This window comes from Pseudomonas sp. MWU318, assembly GCF_016756945.1.
Lineage (GTDB): Bacteria > Pseudomonadota > Gammaproteobacteria > Pseudomonadales > Pseudomonadaceae > Aquipseudomonas > Aquipseudomonas putida_A.
In genome coordinates, this window is record NZ_JAESJL010000002.1 from 651,835 (window position 1) to 668,948 (window position 17,114).

The 17,114-nt window shown below is 60.7% G+C and carries 16 protein-coding genes; 9 read left to right on the top strand and 7 right to left on the bottom strand.

What is annotated here, in order from left to right; translation table 11 throughout:
• Positions 1-136: 136 nt before the first annotated feature.
• On the bottom strand, positions 137-1,420 hold the full coding sequence (locus JN524_RS06950) for a sensor histidine kinase (protein ID WP_098965347.1): 1,284 nt from the start codon (positions 1,418-1,420) through the stop codon (positions 137-139).
• The gene (colR, locus tag JN524_RS06955) at positions 1,410-2,093 is read right to left on the bottom strand and encodes a two-component system response regulator ColR (protein WP_007964011.1); all 684 of its coding nucleotides are present in this window, start codon (positions 2,091-2,093) and stop codon (positions 1,410-1,412) included. The genes JN524_RS06950 and colR overlap by 11 nt, the downstream gene beginning before the upstream one ends.
• A 203-nt stretch (positions 2,094-2,296) precedes the next feature.
• Between colR and JN524_RS06960 the strand changes: the two genes are divergently transcribed.
• Positions 2,297-4,246, top strand: coding sequence for an LTA synthase family protein (locus JN524_RS06960; protein ID WP_202368912.1), 1,950 nt, complete (start codon positions 2,297-2,299; stop codon positions 4,244-4,246).
• Between the two features lie 218 nt (positions 4,247-4,464).
• Here JN524_RS06960 and groL read toward each other — a convergent pair whose 3' ends face one another.
• From groL to JN524_RS06980, 4 genes are all read right to left on the bottom strand, one after another.
• A complete protein-coding gene (groL, locus tag JN524_RS06965; protein ID WP_007964008.1) occupies positions 4,465-6,111 on the bottom strand; it encodes a chaperonin GroEL in 1,647 nt (548 codons plus the stop codon).
• Positions 6,112-6,162: 51 nt separating this feature from the next.
• Complete coding sequence (locus JN524_RS06970; protein ID WP_007916610.1) at positions 6,163-6,456, bottom strand: co-chaperone GroES; 294 nt, start codon at positions 6,454-6,456, stop codon at positions 6,163-6,165.
• A 258-nt stretch (positions 6,457-6,714) separates the two neighbouring features.
• Positions 6,715-7,191 (bottom strand): FxsA family protein, encoded by a 477-nt coding sequence (locus JN524_RS06975; protein ID WP_202368913.1) that lies wholly within the window; start codon positions 7,189-7,191, stop codon positions 6,715-6,717.
• A 65-nt stretch (positions 7,192-7,256) separates the two neighbouring features.
• Complete coding sequence (locus tag JN524_RS06980) at positions 7,257-7,988, bottom strand: HugZ family pyridoxamine 5'-phosphate oxidase (RefSeq protein ID WP_202368914.1); 732 nt, start codon at positions 7,986-7,988, stop codon at positions 7,257-7,259.
• A 164-nt stretch (positions 7,989-8,152) separates the two neighbouring features.
• Between JN524_RS06980 and JN524_RS06985 the strand changes: the two genes are divergently transcribed.
• Positions 8,153-8,911 (top strand): SDR family oxidoreductase, encoded by a 759-nt coding sequence (locus JN524_RS06985; protein ID WP_016773416.1) that lies wholly within the window; start codon positions 8,153-8,155, stop codon positions 8,909-8,911.
• A gap of 95 nt (positions 8,912-9,006) precedes the next feature.
• On the opposite strand, the gene apbC is transcribed toward JN524_RS06985, so the two are convergent.
• Positions 9,007-10,101, bottom strand: a complete 1,095-nt coding sequence (gene apbC, locus JN524_RS06990; protein WP_202368915.1) for an iron-sulfur cluster carrier protein ApbC — start codon at positions 10,099-10,101, stop codon at positions 9,007-9,009.
• Between the two features lie 223 nt (positions 10,102-10,324).
• Here apbC and metG point away from each other — a divergent pair, with 223 nt between their 5' ends.
• From metG to nth, 7 genes are all read left to right on the top strand, one after another.
• A complete protein-coding gene (gene metG / locus JN524_RS06995) occupies positions 10,325-12,376 on the top strand; it encodes a methionine--tRNA ligase (RefSeq protein WP_108183666.1) in 2,052 nt (683 codons plus the stop codon).
• 132 nt (positions 12,377-12,508) lie between these two features.
• Entirely contained in the window at positions 12,509-13,078 is a 570-nt protein-coding gene (locus JN524_RS07000) for an Rnf-Nqr domain containing protein (protein ID WP_202368916.1), read from the top strand.
• The gene (gene rsxB / locus JN524_RS07005; RefSeq protein WP_202368917.1) at positions 13,075-14,289 is read left to right on the top strand and encodes an electron transport complex subunit RsxB; all 1,215 of its coding nucleotides are present in this window, start codon (positions 13,075-13,077) and stop codon (positions 14,287-14,289) included. Before JN524_RS07000 ends, rsxB begins: the two co-directional genes overlap by 4 nt.
• Positions 14,276-15,259, top strand: coding sequence for an RnfABCDGE type electron transport complex subunit D (locus JN524_RS07010; RefSeq protein WP_202368918.1), 984 nt, complete (start codon positions 14,276-14,278; stop codon positions 15,257-15,259). Before rsxB ends, JN524_RS07010 begins: the two co-directional genes overlap by 14 nt.
• A complete protein-coding gene (locus tag JN524_RS07015; protein WP_202368919.1) occupies positions 15,256-15,861 on the top strand; it encodes an RnfABCDGE type electron transport complex subunit G in 606 nt (201 codons plus the stop codon). Before JN524_RS07010 ends, JN524_RS07015 begins: the two co-directional genes overlap by 4 nt.
• A complete protein-coding gene (locus JN524_RS07020; protein WP_202368920.1) occupies positions 15,858-16,448 on the top strand; it encodes an Rnf-Nqr domain containing protein in 591 nt (196 codons plus the stop codon). The genes JN524_RS07015 and JN524_RS07020 overlap by 4 nt, the downstream gene beginning before the upstream one ends.
• The gene (nth, locus tag JN524_RS07025) at positions 16,445-17,083 is read left to right on the top strand and encodes an endonuclease III (RefSeq protein ID WP_003227707.1); all 639 of its coding nucleotides are present in this window, start codon (positions 16,445-16,447) and stop codon (positions 17,081-17,083) included. The genes JN524_RS07020 and nth overlap by 4 nt, the downstream gene beginning before the upstream one ends.
• Positions 17,084-17,114: the final 31 nt, after the last annotated feature.

Here is a 17,114-nt window from a genome sequence, read left to right on the forward strand (position 1 = left end):
GGACTCCTGAATAACTGATGCCCCTACCATAGGTAGTGGCATGTCAGCGTCAGGTCGTCCCTTTGTGAAAATTACGTCAGGTAAACCGGCAAACTATTACAGGGTTTTACAGGGAGAAAGCAATAGCGCGGGGCCATCAGCGACCGTCAGCACGGCCCAGCGTCACCTCAAAGCGGCAGCCATTGGGCTGCATGGTGCTCAACGTCACCTCCCAGCCCTGGTTCTCGCAGATCCGCTGCACCAGCGACAAGCCCAGGCCCAGGCCTTCGCCGCGCTTCTCATTGCCGCGCACGAAGGGCTGGAACATGGCCTCGCGTTTTTCCTCGGGAATGCCGACGCCCGAGTCCTCGACGACGAATCCATTGTCGTTGAGCGTCAGGCGGATGAAGCCCTGCTCGGTGTAGTGGCAGGCGTTGCGCAGCAAATTGCCCATGACCGCGCTGAGCAGAGTCGCGTTGAAGCGAGTGTCCGGCGGATTGCCCGGCTCGAACATCAGCCGCAGGCCTTTCGATTCGATCGGTTCACGCCAGATACTCAACAAGCCATCGGCCACCTGGCTGATGTTCTGCTGCGGTGCCGAACCGGCGTCTTCACGCTGGGCGCGGGCGAGCATCAGGAAGGTCTGCACCAGTTCACGCATTTCTTCGCTGGCGCGGGCGATGCGCTCGACCTGGGCACGACCGCGTTGATCCAGCCCCGGATTTTCCAGCAGCAGTTCGCAGGAACTGGCCAGCACCATTAACGGCGTGCGCAGTTCGTGGCTGACATCGCTGGTGAACAGCCGTTCGCGCGTGAGGGCCTGACGCAGACGGCCGAGCGTGGCATCGAACGCCACGGCCAGTTCGCCGACTTCGTCAGCCGCATAGTCCGGCGCCAGTGGCGGCGCCAGACCGAGCAACTGGTCGCGGTGGCGCACTTGCCGTGCCAGGCGCACCACCGGCGCCATGACCTTGCGCGCCAGCACCCAGCCGAGGAATACCGCCAGCGCCAGACTGAGCACAAAACCCACCAGCACCACGGCAAACAGCACGCGCTCACGCTCTTCGAAATCGCTTTGATCCTGCAGCAGCACGTAGCGGCGACCGTCGACGATCTCGACCATCGCGTGATACGACAGCTGCTCGCGAAACACTTCGTGGAACCCCGCATCGAGGTGACGCAGATCCTTGGGCAGCTCGAAATCACCCGGTCCGCCGCTGAAATAGAACAACTGGTCCGGTTCCGGGCGATGGCTCCAGTCCGAGACGTTGTCCATCAGCAGCAGACGCTGCAGATCGCCACCCAGCCCCGCCGAAATCAGTTTCTCCTCCACCAGGTGCACCGTCGCCACGATGCCCATGGCGAAGGCCCCGGCCACCAGCGCACTCATCAGCGCAAAGGCGATGATGATCCGCTGGGAAAGGCTTTGCTTAAACTCCATCACGCCCCTCGGCCAGGCGGTAACCCACGCCGTGCACGGTTTGCAGCAACGGCTTGGCAAATGGCTTGTCGATCACCTGACGCAATTGGTGGACGTGGCTGCGCAGGCTGTCGCTGTCCGGGCAGTCATCGCCCCACAGCGCTTCTTCGAGAATTTCCCGACGCAGGACGTGCGGACTCTTCTGCATCAAGACTGCCAGCAGCTTCAGCCCGACCGGGTTGAGCTTGAGCAGCTTGCCCTCGCGGGTCACTTCCAGCGTGTCGAGGTCGTAGGTCAGGTCACCGACCTGCAGCGCACGACGGCCGCCGCCCTGGGTGCGACGCATCACGGCTTCGATGCGTGCCGCCAGTTCCGACAGGGCAAACGGTTTGACCAGGTAATCATCAGCCCCGGACTTGAAGCCCTGCAGCCGGTCGTCCAGTTGATCGCGGGCGGTGAGCATGATCACCGGCGTATCGCGTCGGGCGTCTTCACGCAGGCGCTTGCACAGGGTGTAGCCGTCGATCCCCGGCAGCATGATATCGAGCACGATCAGGTCGTAATGCTCGGTGGCAGCCAGATGCAGGCCCGACAAGCCGTCCTGGGCGCAATCGACGGTATAGCCTTTGAGCCCCAGGTAATCGGCCAGGTTGGCCAGAATATCGCGGTTGTCTTCGACCAATAGAATTCGCATTGGCATCTCCTCCGTACACAGTTACGGCCGTCATGGCCCGCGCAGCTTAAGGCCAACGCCGTTTCAGGGCTAGGGCCGGCAGGCACGCCGATCCATTTGCCTAACCAAATTAAATATTTAACAAAGTTTTCACTATGGATTCACAACCTGATTACAGTGGCGCCGTGACACTCGCGCGCCATTGATATAAGGAAAACGAGACAATGGACCCTTTCAAGACTGCGCCCATGCGCTTTCTGCTGCTCATCACCGGTGCCTGGCTGGTCATCTTTCTTCTGACTCGAGCGGTACTGCTGCTGACTCACCTGGATGAGGCCGGCGGCTTCGCCCTGTCGGTGTTCGGCATCGGCGCGCTGTACGACCTGGGTTTCCTGGCCTATGCGGCATTGCCGATGGGCTTGTACCTGCTGCTCTGCCCGCCGGGCCTGTGGCGTCGTCGTGGGCATCGCGGGTTCCTGCGCGCCCTGCTGACCATCAGCCTGTTCGCCATGCTGTTCGTGGCGGTGGCTGAATGGCTGTTCTGGGACGAGTTCGGCGTGCGCTTCAACTTCATCGCCGTCGATTACCTGGTGTACTCGGACGAAGTGCTGAACAACGTCCTCGAGTCGTACCCGATCGGCAAACTGCTGAGCCTCCTCGCGGTACTGGCCGTGGGGATCAGCTTTGCCTTGGGCAAGCCGTTCAATGCTGCCATGAATGCCCCGCTGCCAGCGCTGCGCGGGCGTCTGCTCAGTGCCTTGGGCCTGTTGATCGTCGCGGGTCTGAGCCTGCAACTGCTCAGCCAGGACGCCCCACGTGCCCAGGGCGGCAACGCCTACCAGAACGAACTGGCCAGCAACGGCCCGTATCAGTTCTTCGCCGCGTTCCGTAACAATGAACTCGACTACACCCAGTTCTACAAGAGCCTGCCGGCGGAAAAAGTCGCCAGCCAGATCCGCGCCGAGCTGAGCGAAAGCGACGCGCGTTTCATCGGCAAGGATCCCCAGGACATCCGCCGGGTGATCGACAACCCGGGCACCCCGCGCAAGTCGAACATTGTGCTGGTGACCATCGAAAGCCTGAGCGCCAAGTACCTGGGCAGCAATGGCGACGGTCGCAACCTGACGCCAAACCTCGACGCCTTGCGCAAGCAGAGCCTGTACTTCAACAACTTCTACGCCACCGGCACCCGCACCGACCGCGGTCTGGAAGCGATCACCCTGGCCATCCCGCCGACGCCAGGCCGCTCGATCGTCAAACGCATCGGCCGTGAAAGCGGTTTCGCCAGCCTTGGCCAGCAACTGAGCGCGGTGGGTTACGACAGCGTGTTCGTCTACGGCGGACGCGGCTACTTCGACAACATGAACGCGTTCTTCAGCGGCAACGGCTATCGCGTCGTCGACCAGAGCAGCGTCGATGAAGCCGAGATCCACTTCAAGAACGCCTGGGGCATGGCCGACGAAGATCTGTATCGTCAGACCCTGAAACTGGCGGATGCCGACTACGCCAAACAGCAGCCGTTTCTGCTGCAACTGATGACCACCTCCAACCATCGCCCTTACACCTACCCCGACAACCGGATCGACATCAAATCCGGAAACGGTCGTGATGGTGCGGTGAAGTACACCGACTATGCGATTGGTCAGTTCCTGGAGCAGGCGCGGCAGAAACCGTGGTTCGACAACACCATCTTCATCTTCGTCGCCGACCACACCGCGGGCAGCGCCGGCAAGGAAGACTTGCCGATCAGCAACTATCAGATTCCGCTGTTCATCTACGCGCCGAAAATGATCGAAGCTCGCGAGAGCGCGCAACTGGCCAGTCAGATCGATCTGGCGCCAACTCTGCTGGGCTTGCTCAACCTGGATTACACCTCGACGTTCTTCGGTCGCAACCTGTTGCAGGACAACCCGCTGCCACCGCGCGTGGTGGTCGGCAACTACCAGCATCTGGGCCTGTTCGACGGCAAGGATCTGGCGATCCTCAGCCCACGCCAGGGCTTGCGCCGGCATGATGATGCATTGACCGAAAGCCGCGAGTCGCGGGTCAGCAGCGACGATCCGCTGGTCAGCCGGGCCATTGCGTATTACCAGGCGGCCAGTTATGGCTTCAAACAGCAGTTGCTGAGCTGGAAGCCGGCGAAGGACAGCACTGTCCAGGTCAGCGAACAGTAACCGACGGGGGTTCAGGTCAGGTCAGTCAAGCTTTGTGTCGACTGCTCTGACGCCATCGCTGGCAAGCCAGCTCCCACACGGATTGCGCTAAACCTGTGGGAGCTGGCTTGCCAGGGATGGCCCCACCTCGGTATAGCGCCAACAACAAATCGAAGGCAATAAAAAACCCCGCCTGCTCATCGCAGGCGGGGTTTTTCGTTACAGGGGGTAAGGCTGGCTTACATCATGCCGCCCATGCCACCCATGCCGCCCATGTCTGGCATACCGCCGCCAGCCGAGCCTTCTTTCTTCGGTGCATCAGCAACAGCCGCTTCGGTGGTCAGGATCAGACCGCCGATCGAGGCTGCAGCTTGCAGAGCCGAACGGGTTACCTTGGTTGGGTCCAGGATGCCCATTTCGATCATGTCGCCGTATTCGCCCGAAGCAGCGTTGTAACCGAAGTTACCTTTGCCGTTCTTCACTTCGTTGACGACTACGCTTGGCTCGTCGCCGGAGTTGGCAGCGATCTGGCGCAGCGGCGCTTCAACAGCGCGACGCAGCACAGCGATACCGACGTTCTGGTCAGCGTTGTCGCCGGTCAGTTCGGTCAGGGCTTCCAGAGCACGGATCAGCGCAACGCCACCGCCAGGTACCACGCCTTCTTCAACGGCTGCACGGGTTGCGTGCAGGGCGTCTTCAACGCGGGCCTTCTTCTCTTTCATTTCAACTTCGGAACCAGCGCCAACCTTGATCACTGCAACGCCGCCGGACAGCTTGGCCAGACGCTCTTGCAGTTTTTCACGGTCGTAGTCCGAGGAAGTTTCGGCAACCTGGGCGCGGATCTGAGCGATACGGGCTTCGATGTCGCCTTGTACGCCAGCACCGTCAACGATGATGGTGTTTTCCTTGGACAGGGTTACGCGCTTGGCGTTACCCAGGTGCTCCAGGGTGGTGCTTTCCAGGCTCAGGCCGATCTCTTCGGAGATCACGGTACCGCCGGTCAGAACGGCGATGTCCTGCAGCATGGCCTTGCGACGGTCGCCGAAGCCTGGAGCCTTGACGGCTGCAACCTTGACGATGCCACGCATGTTGTTCACGACCAGAGTCGCCAGGGCTTCGCCTTCAACGTCTTCGGCAACGATCAGCAGTGGACGGCCGGCTTTGGCAACGGCTTCCAGCACTGGCAGCATTTCGCGGATGTTCGAGATCTTTTTGTCGACCAGCAGGATCAGCGGGCCGTCGAGCTCGGCAACCATGGTGTCCGGCTTGTTGACGAAGTACGGGGACAGGTAGCCACGGTCGAACTGCATGCCTTCTACAACCGACAGTTCGTTTTCCAGGCCCGAGCCTTCTTCAACGGTGATCACGCCTTCTTTACCGACTTTTTCCATGGCTTCGGCAATGATGTCGCCGATGGAGTTGTCGGAGTTGGCGGAGATGGTACCTACCTGAGCGATAGCCTTGGTGTCAGCGCATGGCTTGGACAGGGCTTTCAGCTCTTTGACGATGGCGATGGTCGCTTTGTCGATACCGCGCTTCAGGTCCATCGGGTTCATGCCGGCAGCGACGGCTTTCAGGCCTTCGTTGACGATCGATTGAGCCAGAACGGTAGCGGTGGTAGTACCGTCACCTGCGTCATCGTTGGCACGGGAGGCAACGTCTTTGACCAGCTGCGCGCCCATGTTTTCGAAGCGATCTTCGAGTTCGATTTCCTTGGCGACGGAAACGCCGTCCTTGGTGATGGTCGGAGCGCCGAAGCTCTTCTCGAGAATCACGTTACGGCCTTTCGGGCCCAGGGTCGCTTTTACCGCGTCAGCCAGAACGTTGACGCCTTTGAGCATCTTGGAGCGAGCGGCATCGCCGAACTTAACTTCTTTAGCAGCCATGATCGATATTCCTTAAATACTTTGTAGTAACGGGAAAATGAACGGGGGGTATCAGCCTTCGATAACAGCGAGGATTTCGTTCTCGCTCATTACCAGCAGGTCTTCGCCGTCGACTTTCACAGTGTTGCTGCCGGAGTAAGGACCGAACACAACCTTGTCGCCTTCCTTCACGGACAGTGCACGCACTTCACCGTTTTCCAGAGCCTTGCCCGGGCCTACAGCGAGAATCACACCGTGGTTGGCTTTTTCAGCAGCCGAACCTGGCAGGACGATACCGCCAGCGGTTTTCTTTTCTTCTTCGCTGCGACGGATGACGACGCGGTCATGCAGAGGACGAAGCTTCATTGTCGATCTCTCCTAATTGTGGTTTTCATCGGCCGGTGTAGTCCCGGCGGGTTTAACAAATCCGGCCTGCGCCGGTTGCGGTTCGTCGAGCAAACCGCGGAAGTCTGTCCGGCTTGAATGCCGGAAACCTTTCGGTGACCGATACATAAGGGCGCACAAGCTGATTACAAGGGCGGGGGCAGAAAATTTTTCATCATTTGCCCCTTGAATGCCGCGCATAAACAAACGGCACCCGAAGGTGCCGTGTCGATGCAGGGGTTACTTGCTGTCGCGATGTTCGAACTCGCCTTCGATCACATCACCCTCGCGGCCCAGAGGCTGGCGCGGTGCAGGACCGCCGCGGGGTTGCAGGTCGTCGGCGAAGGCCCGCTGACGCATCGCCTGTTCTTCGGCGCGCTGACGCATTTTATTGGCCAGCAGGCGACGGGTGAACGGCAGCAGCATCACCAGACCGACCACGTCGCTGATGAAGCCCGGCAGGATCAACAGGCCACCGGCCAAGGCGAGCATCAAGCCTTCAAGCATGGTCTGTGCGGGCAACTCACCGCGATTCAGGCTTTCACGGGCACGCAGTGCCGTGGCCAGACCGGCGATGCGCAGCACGAACACGCCGAACATCGAGCCGAGAATGATCAGCAGCAGGGCCGGGAAAAACCCGATCGCCCCTGCCACTTTGACGAATACGAACAGCTCCAGCACCGGAAACAGCAGAAAGAGCAACAAAAAAGGGCGCATCAAAGATTCCTCAACGCAAGAAATGCCTTGCAGTAAGCCTTAGATGACGTCGCCCTTTCGTGAATTCAAGCATCAGCCACCGCATTTTTTGGCCAGACCTCGGCGTGAGCCAGAGAAACCAAGGCTTCGCGCACTTGTATCGGCGTATGACAAGGCGCTGGAAACGGCAGCCAGTACAACGCCTGACCGATGCGCAAGTGCATGCCTTCACTGTCGATTCCGGCCAGTTGCGCCGGTACGGTTTTCGGCAGGCCGGTCAGCTCAACGTAATGGGTGATGGCTTTGGCGTGATCGCTATTCATGTGCTCGACCATGCTGATTTCCGCCTTGCCGGCAAACGGGTTCGCCAGGGTCAGCTGATCGATCCAGTGAATCGCGCCGAAACCGCCGATGTAGCGATGACGCACCGGGTTGAGCACCCAGAAATCAAAATCGTGGGCCTTGTGATAGTTCTGCGAGTCGGGGAAATACCGGTAGTAACGTTCGGCGGCGGCTTCGATGGCAGCCGGGTCTTCGAGCTTCTGCGCTTCGGCCAGACAGGTCAGGCGACCAACGGCCTGCACGTCGTCGGCTTCGCGCTCGCCCACCAGCAGCGAACACTTCGGATCTTTCTGCAGGTTGTGGGTGTGCTGGGCGATGCGGCTGATCAGGATCAGCGGACGGCCCTGCTCGTCCAGGCAATACGGCACCACTGAGCCGAACGGGAAACCGGGCATCGATTTGGAGTGGGTGGACAATACGCCACGGTATTCCTTGAGAAGCAATTCTCGGGCATTCTTGGCCGCTTCAACGCTCAATTTATGACTCCTTAAATAGAATCCGTCGAAAAAACGGACAGGCGCCTGGGGATAAGTCCCGGTCACGCCATCGGGCAATGCTCATGTGCAGTCTGGCCATAACCGGTACGGATCGAGCGTCGCCAATAACAAAAACCACTCAGACCGGCTATCGGGGCATGCGAATGCAACTCAACGACAAAGTAATCATTATCACCGGCGGTTGCCAGGGTTTGGGCCGTTCCATGGCCGAGTATTTCGCCGGCAAAGGCGCGAAGCTCGCGCTGGTCGACCTCAATCAGGAAAAACTCGACGACGCGGTCGCAGCCTGCAAGGCCAAGGGCGTCGAGGCGCGCAGCTATCTGTGCAACGTGGCCAATGAAGAACAGGTCGAGCACATGGTCGCGCAGGTCGCCGAAGATTTCGGCGCGATCCATGGCCTGATCAACAACGCCGGGATCCTGCGTGACGGCCTGCTGCTCAAGGTCAAGGACGGCGAAATGACCAAGATGAGCCTGGCCCAGTGGCAGGCAGTGATCGACGTCAACCTGACCGGCGTGTTCCTCTGTACCCGTGAAGTGGCGGCGAAAATGGTCGAGCTGAAGAACAGCGGCGCGATCATCAATATTTCTTCGATCTCCCGTGCCGGTAACGTCGGCCAGACCAACTACTCTGCCGCCAAGGCTGGCGTGGCCGCAGCCACTGTGACCTGGGCCAAGGAGCTGGCGCGCTACGGCATTCGCGTGGCAGGCATTGCGCCGGGGTTCATCGAAACCGAGATGACCCTGGGCATGAAGCCGGAAGCGTTGGAGAAGATGACCTCGGGCATCCCGCTCAAGCGCATGGGCAAGCCGGAAGAGATCGCCCATTCGGCGGCGTATATCTTCGAGAACGACTACTACACCGGGCGGATTCTGGAGATGGATGGAGGGTTGCGGATCTAAAGCAAGATCAAAAGATCGCAGCCTGCGGCAACTCCTACAAAGAGTTTTTGTGTAGGAGCTGCCGCAGGCTGCGATCTTTTAATGGACGACGCTGATCAATCGTCACTGATGCTGATATTAGGCATCGCCGGCGTCGCCGCTTCCTGCAACACAATGCGCGCGCCGACGTGGCGGGCCAGTTCCTGATAGACCATGGCAATCTGGCTGTCCGGTTCGGCGATCACCGTTGGCTTGCCGCCATCGGCCTGCTCGCGGATCAGCATCGACAGCGGCAGCGAGGCCAGCAGTTCGACGCCATATTGGGTCGCCAGCTTCTCGCCACCGCCCTCACCGAACAGATGCTCGGCATGTCCGCAGTTCGAGCAGATGTGCACCGCCATGTTTTCCACCACACCCAGCACCGGAATGTTGACCTTGCGGAACATTTCCACGCCTTTGCGCGCGTCCAGCAGCGCCAGATCCTGCGGCGTGGTGACGATCACCGCACCGGCCACCGGGACTTTTTGCGCCAGGGTCAGCTGGATGTCGCCGGTGCCTGGCGGCATGTCGATGACCAGATAATCCAGGTCGCCCCACGCGGTTTGCGTAACCAGTTGCAGCAGTGCGCCGGAGACCATCGGCCCGCGCCAGACCATCGGCGTGTTGTCGTCGGTCAGGAACGCCATCGACATGACTTCAACACCGTGGGCCTTGAGCGGCACGAACCACTTCTGATCCTTGACCTCGGGGCGGGTGCGCTCGGGGATGCCGAACATGATGCCCTGGCTCGGGCCATAGATGTCGGCGTCGAGAATCCCCACCTTGGCGCCTTCACGGGCCAGCGCCAGCGCGAGGTTGGCCGCCGTGGTCGACTTGCCCACACCGCCCTTGCCCGAAGCCACGGCGACCACATTCTTGACGTTGGCCAGCCCCGGGATCTGGGCTTGGGCCTTGTGCGCGGCGATCACGCTGTTGACCTCGACCTTGGCGATCGTCACCCCATCGAGGTTTTCGATGGCCAGTTGCAGCAACTGAGCCCAGCCGCTCTTGAACAGACCGGCAGCGTAGCCGATTTCCAGTTGAACCTTGACGCGGTCGCCATCGATCTCGATGCGCTTCACGCAACCGGCGCTGACCGGGTCCTGGTTCAGGTAGGGGTCGGTGTATTGGCTGAGGACGGCTTCCACCGCTGCGCGAGTGACGGCACTCATGGGCAACTCCGATAACAAGACTGGGAAAAATGATGAGTATCGTACCTGAAAAGATCGCAGCCTTCGGCAGCTCCTACAGGAGATCGGCGTACAACTGTAGGAGCTGCCGCAGGCTGCGATCTTTTCTGTCTGCTCATCCAATGAAACAGGTGCACAGGGTGAAAAATATGCGCCAGCGCTTTATAGTGGCCGACCTCCGTTTCATCAAGTAGCGAAGCCCCACATGTCCGAACCACGCAAGATCCTCGTCACCAGCGCCCTGCCCTACGCCAACGGTTCGATTCACCTTGGCCACATGCTGGAATACATCCAGACCGATATGTGGGTGCGCTTCCAGAAGCATCGCGGCAATCAATGCATCTATGTCTGCGCCGACGACGCCCACGGTTCGGCGATCATGCTGCGCGCGGAAAAGGAAGGCATCACCCCGGAACAACTGATCGCCAACGTGCAGGCTGAACACAGCGCCGACTTTGCCGAGTTCCTGGTCGACTTTGACAACTTCCACTCCACTCACGCCGAAGAAAACCGTGAGCTGTCGAGCCAGATCTATCTGAAGCTGCGTGACGCCGGGCACATTGCCCAGCGCTCGATCACCCAGTATTTCGATCCGGAAAAGAAAATGTTCCTGGCCGACCGCTTCATCAAGGGCACCTGCCCGAAATGCGGCACTGAAGACCAGTACGGCGACAACTGCGAAAAATGCGGTGCGACCTACGCGCCAACCGATCTGAAGGATCCGAAGTCGGCGATCTCCGGCGCCACTCCGGTGCTCAAGGATTCCCAGCACTTCTTCTTCAAACTGCCAGACTTCCAGCAGATGCTGCAGACCTGGACCCGCAGCGGCACCCTGCAGGACGCCGTGGCCAACAAGATCGCCGAGTGGCTGGACGCCGGCCTGCAGCAGTGGGACATCTCCCGCGATGCGCCGTACTTCGGTTTCGAGATCCCGGGCGAGCCGGGCAAGTATTTCTATGTGTGGCTGGACGCGCCGATCGGCTACATGGCCAGCTTCAAGAACCTCTGCGACCGCACGCCGGAGCTGGACTTCGACGCGTTCTGGGGCAAGGACTCGACCGCCGAGCTGTACCACTTCATCGGCAAGGACATCGTCAACTTCCACGCCCTGTTCTGGCCCGCCATGCTCGAAGGCGCCGGCTTCCGCAAGCCGACCGGGATCAACGTGCACGGCTACCTGACCGTCAACGGCCAGAAGATGTCCAAGTCCCGTGGCACTTTCATCAAGGCCCGCACCTATCTCGATCACCTGTCGCCGGAATACCTGCGCTACTACTACGCGGCCAAACTGGGCCGTGGCGTCGATGACCTCGACCTGAACCTCGAAGACTTCGTGCAGAAGGTCAACTCCGACCTGGTCGGTAAAGTGGTCAACATCGCCAGCCGATGCGCCGGTTTCATCCACAAAGGCAATGGCGGCCTGCTGGTCGACAACAATGCCGCGCCAGAGCTGACCGAAGCGTTCCTCGCCGCTGCGCCAAGCATTGCTGACGCCTATGAAGCGCGCGACTTCGCCCGCGCCATGCGTGAAACAATGGCCCTGGCCGACCGCGCCAACGCCTGGATCGCCGACAAGGCCCCATGGTCGTTGAACAAGCAGGAAGGCAAGCAGGATGAGGTCCAGGCGATCTGCGCCACCGGCATCAACCTGTTCCGCCAGTTGGTGATCTTCCTCAAACCGGTGCTGCCATTGCTGGCTGCCGACGCCGAGGCGTTCCTCAACGTCGCTCCGCTGACCTGGAACGACCACACCACGCTGCTGGCCAACCATCAGCTCAATGAATTCAAGCCGTTGATGACCCGCATCGACCCGGTAAAAGTGCAAGCCATGACCGACGCCTCGAAAGAAGACCTGACCGCCAGCCAGACCGACACCGGCGCTGCCGCGCCTGCGGGCAACGGCGAACTGGCCAAGGATCCGCTGTCGCCGGAAATCGACTTCGACACCTTTGCTGCTGTCGACCTGCGCGTGGCTTTGATCGTCAAGGCTGAACACGTGGAAGGTGCCGACAAGCTGCTGCGCCTGACCCTGGACATCGGTGACGAGCAGCGCAACGTATTCTCCGGAATCAAGAGCGCCTACCCGGATCCGTCGAAACTCGACGGTCGCCTGACCATGATGATTGCCAACCTCAAACCACGGAAAATGAAGTTCGGTATTTCCGAAGGCATGGTGATGGCAGCCGGCCCTGGCGGTGAAGAAATCTACCTGCTGAGCCCGGACAGCGGCGCCAAGCCGGGTCAACGCATCAAGTAAGGCTCAGCGCTGAAACGATCCCACAGGCATGTTCCGCAGGCCTGTGGGATTTTTCATATCTGGCCCACCCTTCGCGGGTGCCGGATAATGCCTAACCTTAAGTGACACCCGCCCGTTGCTGCCGGCAGAACCATGACCGAACTTGCGCTTACGCTGATCAGTGCCGCCCTGCTCAACAACTTCGTGTTGCACTGGCCGCTGGGTGTCGATCCGGTACTGGCCGGCAGTCGGCGCCAGGTACATGCGCTGGGGTTGGCGACGGCGTGCCTGATGCTGAGCGTCGGCTTCATCGGGTACGTGCTCTGGCACTGGCTACTGGTGCCGCTGCAATTGCAGGCACTGCAGCTGTTTGTATTCTTGCCGCTCAGCGTGCTGCTGATCGCGCCGCTGCTGAAGCTGCTGACTCGCGCGCTGCCTGACTGGCCCTTCGATGGACTATGGCCGTTGTTGCTGGGCAATGCCGGCGTGCTGGGGCTGGCTTTGATCAATGCACAAAATGATCGTGGCCTGCTGCAGGCAACAGCGTTGAGCCTGGGGGCCGGACTGGGTTTCTGGCTGGTGCTGAGCCTGTTCAGCGACTTGCGTGAACGCACAGCGGACAACGACATTCCCCTGCCCTTTCGCGGCTTGCCGATCGACCTGATCGGCGCCGGACTGATCGCAGTGATTTTTCTCGGATTCAGTGGACTGATCAAAACATGAGTCTGATTCAACTCATCGATGCTCTCCTGCCGCAGACCCAATGCGGCAAATGTGGCCACCCCGGCTGCAAGCCCTATGCGCAAGGCATTGTCGATGGCGAACCGATCAACAAGTGCCCGCCCGGCGGTGACGAAACCGTCGCCGCCCTGGCTGAACTGTTGAACGTGCCGGTGCTGGAACTGGACGTCAGCCGTGGCTTGGCACCGCCACAAGTGGCGTACATCCGCGAGGCCGAGTGCATCGGCTGCACCAAGTGCATCCAGGCCTGCCCGATCGACGCCATCGTCGGCGCGGCGAAACTGATGCATACCGTACTGATTGACGAATGCACCGGTTGCGACCTGTGCGTGGCGCCGTGCCCAGTGGACTGCATCGAGATGCATCCGCTGCCGCTCGGCACCTTGCCGGTGGTCGGTGGCCTGGCTTCCAGCCTTGAAGAACTGCGCGCACGCGCGGCCAAACGCGATCATGCGCGCCAGCGTTTTGAACGCCGCAACGCCCGCCTGCAGCGCGAAGAACAGCAGAAACAGGCTGAGCGCGAAGCCCGGGCGCAGCGTGCAGCGCAACCGGCGGTGGCCACCCTCGATCCAGTGCAAGCCGCTCTGGAACGAGTGCGCGCGCAGAAAGCCGCGACCGCCGACGCGGCGCTGAAAAAAGCCAAGATCGATGTCGCCATGAGCCGCGCGCAATTGCACAAATCGCTGAAAGCCTTCGGCCATCCGCCGACCTTCGAACAGCAATCGCAACTGATCGTGTTGCAACAGCAGTTTGAAACCGCCGAACAGGCGTTGGCGAAACTCGAAAGCAGCGCCGCCACCGCTCCAGCCGCTGCGGCCCCGGTTCCGGCGAAAGACGCCGACCTGAAACGGGCGAAAATCCAGCTGGCCATGCGCCGCGCCGAATTGAAAAAGGCCCAGACCGCCGAAGCGCCAGCTGAGCAAATTGCCACGCTGGAACAGGCACTGCGTGATGCCGAGCAAGCCCTTCACGCGGCCGAGGCGGCCAGTGAGCAGCCTGCACCCGACCTGCTGCGAGTGGAAAAGCGCCCGATCGACAACCAGCTCCGCCAGTTGAAAACCGAACTGGCCTATGCCCGCGCCGACCTGAACAAACTCGAACGCCGCGCCGACACACCGAACGACATCCTCGACAAGGCCCGCGCTCGCCTGCACGCCGCCGAGCGTCAGGTGCAAGATCATGTCGCCCCGTGAAGCACCGGATGATCGCCTGCAACAGGCGATGACGCGGGTGCTGCTGGCCACGCTGCCGGGGCTGTTGGCGTTGTTCTGGTTTTACGGCTGGGGCGTGTTGATCAACCTGATCCTGGCGGCGAGCACCGCGCTGCTGATCGAGGCTGGCATCGCCCGCCTGCGCCGACAGCCACTGCAACCAACGCTCAGCGATGGCAGCGCACTGGTCAGCGCGACACTGCTGGCCGCTGCGCTGCCGCCTTATTGCCCATGGTGGCTGACCGTGACTGCCATCGCTTCGGGCCTGCTGTTCGGCAAACATCTGTATGGTGGCATCGGCAAGAATCCGTTCAATCCGGCCATGCTCGGTTTCGCCCTGGCGATGCTGCTGTTCCCGCAGCCGATGACCCACTGGCCGGCGCATGGCATGAGTCTGCAGGCCGCTTTTGTACAAGTATTGAATCTGGGCCAGGCCCCGGACGCCTGGGTTCAGGCCACCGCGCTGGACAGTCTGCGCATCAACAAAAGCCTGACCATGGATGAATTGTTCGCTGCCAACCCGGCGTTCGGCCGGTTCGGCGGACGCGGTGTGGAGTGGATCAATCTGGCGTTTCTCGCCGGCGGGCTATGGCTGTTGCAGCTTCGGGTGATCGCATGGCAAGCGCCGGTCGGCATGCTGGCCAGCCTGTTTGTCGTCAGCCTGCTCTGCTGGAACGGTTCGGGTTCCGATTCCCACGGCTCACCGCTGTTTCATCTGCTGAGCGGTGCAACCATGCTCGGTGCCTTGTTCATCATTACCGAACCGGTGTCGGGCGCCAAAAGTTCTCTGGCCCGGCTGCTGTTCGGCGTGGGTGTCGGCTTGCTCACTTACCTGATCCGAACTTGGGGCGGCTACCCGGACGGTCTTGCGTTTGCGGTGTTGCTGATGAATCTCTGCGTGCCAGCGCTGGAACGTTTTGCCGCCGCCCGCCAGACGCAGGTGCAATCATGAACCGCGTGGCTGCAGTCGTGACGCTGGTACTGATGACTGGCGCCGGTCTCGGCCTGACTTATGTGGTGCAGCGCGCCAGTGCGCCGCAGATTGCCAGCGAGCAACGCCTGCTCAACAGCCGCAAGTTGCTGGATGTGCTCGCGACCGATGCCTACGACAATCAGCCGCTGGAGCAGCCACTGACGTTGACTGATGCGACGTTGAGCCACAGCACTTTGCTGGCAGGCTACCGCGCGACCAGAGTCGGGCAGCCGGTGGCAGTGTTGTTGCGCACGCAGACCGAGGGCTATGCCGGCGCTATCGAACTGCTGATCGCCATCGATGCCAACGGCAGTCTGCTGGGGGTGAAAACCCTGCGGCACAGCGAAACGCCGGCGCTCGGCGGACTTATCGGCGACTGGCCGAACCACTGGCTGGCGACTTTTACCGGCAAGTCGCGCAACTCACCTGACGACGCAGGCTGGGCCCTGAAAAAGGATCAGGGACAGTTCGATCAACTGGCCGGGGCAACCGTCACTTCCCGGGCTACCGTCAATGCCATTCATGACGCCCTGCGCTACTTTGATGAGCACCGTGCAACCCTGCTGGGGAGCGGATCATGAGCCGGCCGACGAACCTGACGAACCTGACGAACACCTTGATACTGATGCTGCTGCTTGGCACCAGCGCGACATTGGCTGGTGCGCTGGGCATGCTGTTGATGTCGAGCGTTGTGGTGGTGGTTTACGGCGCATGCATCGGCCCGCTGCGCTCGAAGTTGTCGGGCAATAGCCAGATGCTGGCCAGTCTGCTGCTGGCCGCCACCCTGACCAGTTGCGCCAATATCCTCGCGCAACGCTGGGCGTTGCAGTGGCACCAGTCACTCGGAATCTATACCGGGCTGATCGCCTTGCAGTGTGTGGTGCTGGAATACAATGGATTCTTTCGTCAGGCGCTTGCCCAGCGCCTTAAGTTTTTTGGCCTGTCGAGCGGGCTGCTACTAGCGCTGGCGGCACTGCGTGAACTGTTCGGTCAGGGCCACATCGGCCGTGGCCTGTCGGAACACTGGCAAGGCCTGATTCTGTTCAACGAAGGGCTGCACTTGCTCACCCTGGTTCCCGGCGCATTCATCGTGCTCGGGCTACTGCTCGCCGCCCGCCAGGCCTGGACCCGCTCGAACGCTCTCTCCAAGGAAACACATCATCCATGAATGCCGCAAAACGTCTGGAAATCTTCCGCAGACTTCATGAAGACAATCCCGAGCCGAAGACCGAACTGGCCTATTCCTCGCCGTTCGAGTTGCTGATCGCGGTCATTCTTTCGGCGCAATCAACCGACGTAGGCGTCAACAAGGCCACGGCCAAACTGTTCCCGGTGGCCAATACCCCGGCAGCGATCCACGCGCTGGGCGTCGAAGGGCTGTCCGAATACATCAAGACCATTGGCCTCTATAACAGCAAAGCGAAAAACGTGATCGAGACCTGCCGCATGCTGGTCGAGCTGCACAATGGTGAAGTCCCGCAGACGCGCGAAGAGCTGGAAGCGCTGCCCGGCGTCGGCCGCAAGACGGCCAACGTGGTCCTCAATACCGCTTTCCGTCAGTTGACCATGGCGGTCGACACGCATATTTTTCGCGTGAGCAACCGCACCGGCATCGCCCCGGGTAAAAATGTGGTTGAAGTGGAAAAGAAGCTGATGAAGTTTGTGCCAAAAGACTACCTGCTGGATTCTCACCACTGGCTGATTCTGCACGGTCGCTATGTGTGTCTGGCGCGCAAGCCACGCTGTGGCAGCTGCCGGATCGAAGATCTGTGCGAGTACAAACACAAAACTTCGGACGATTGATCGGCTATTGGAATAATTGATTCGTCGATTG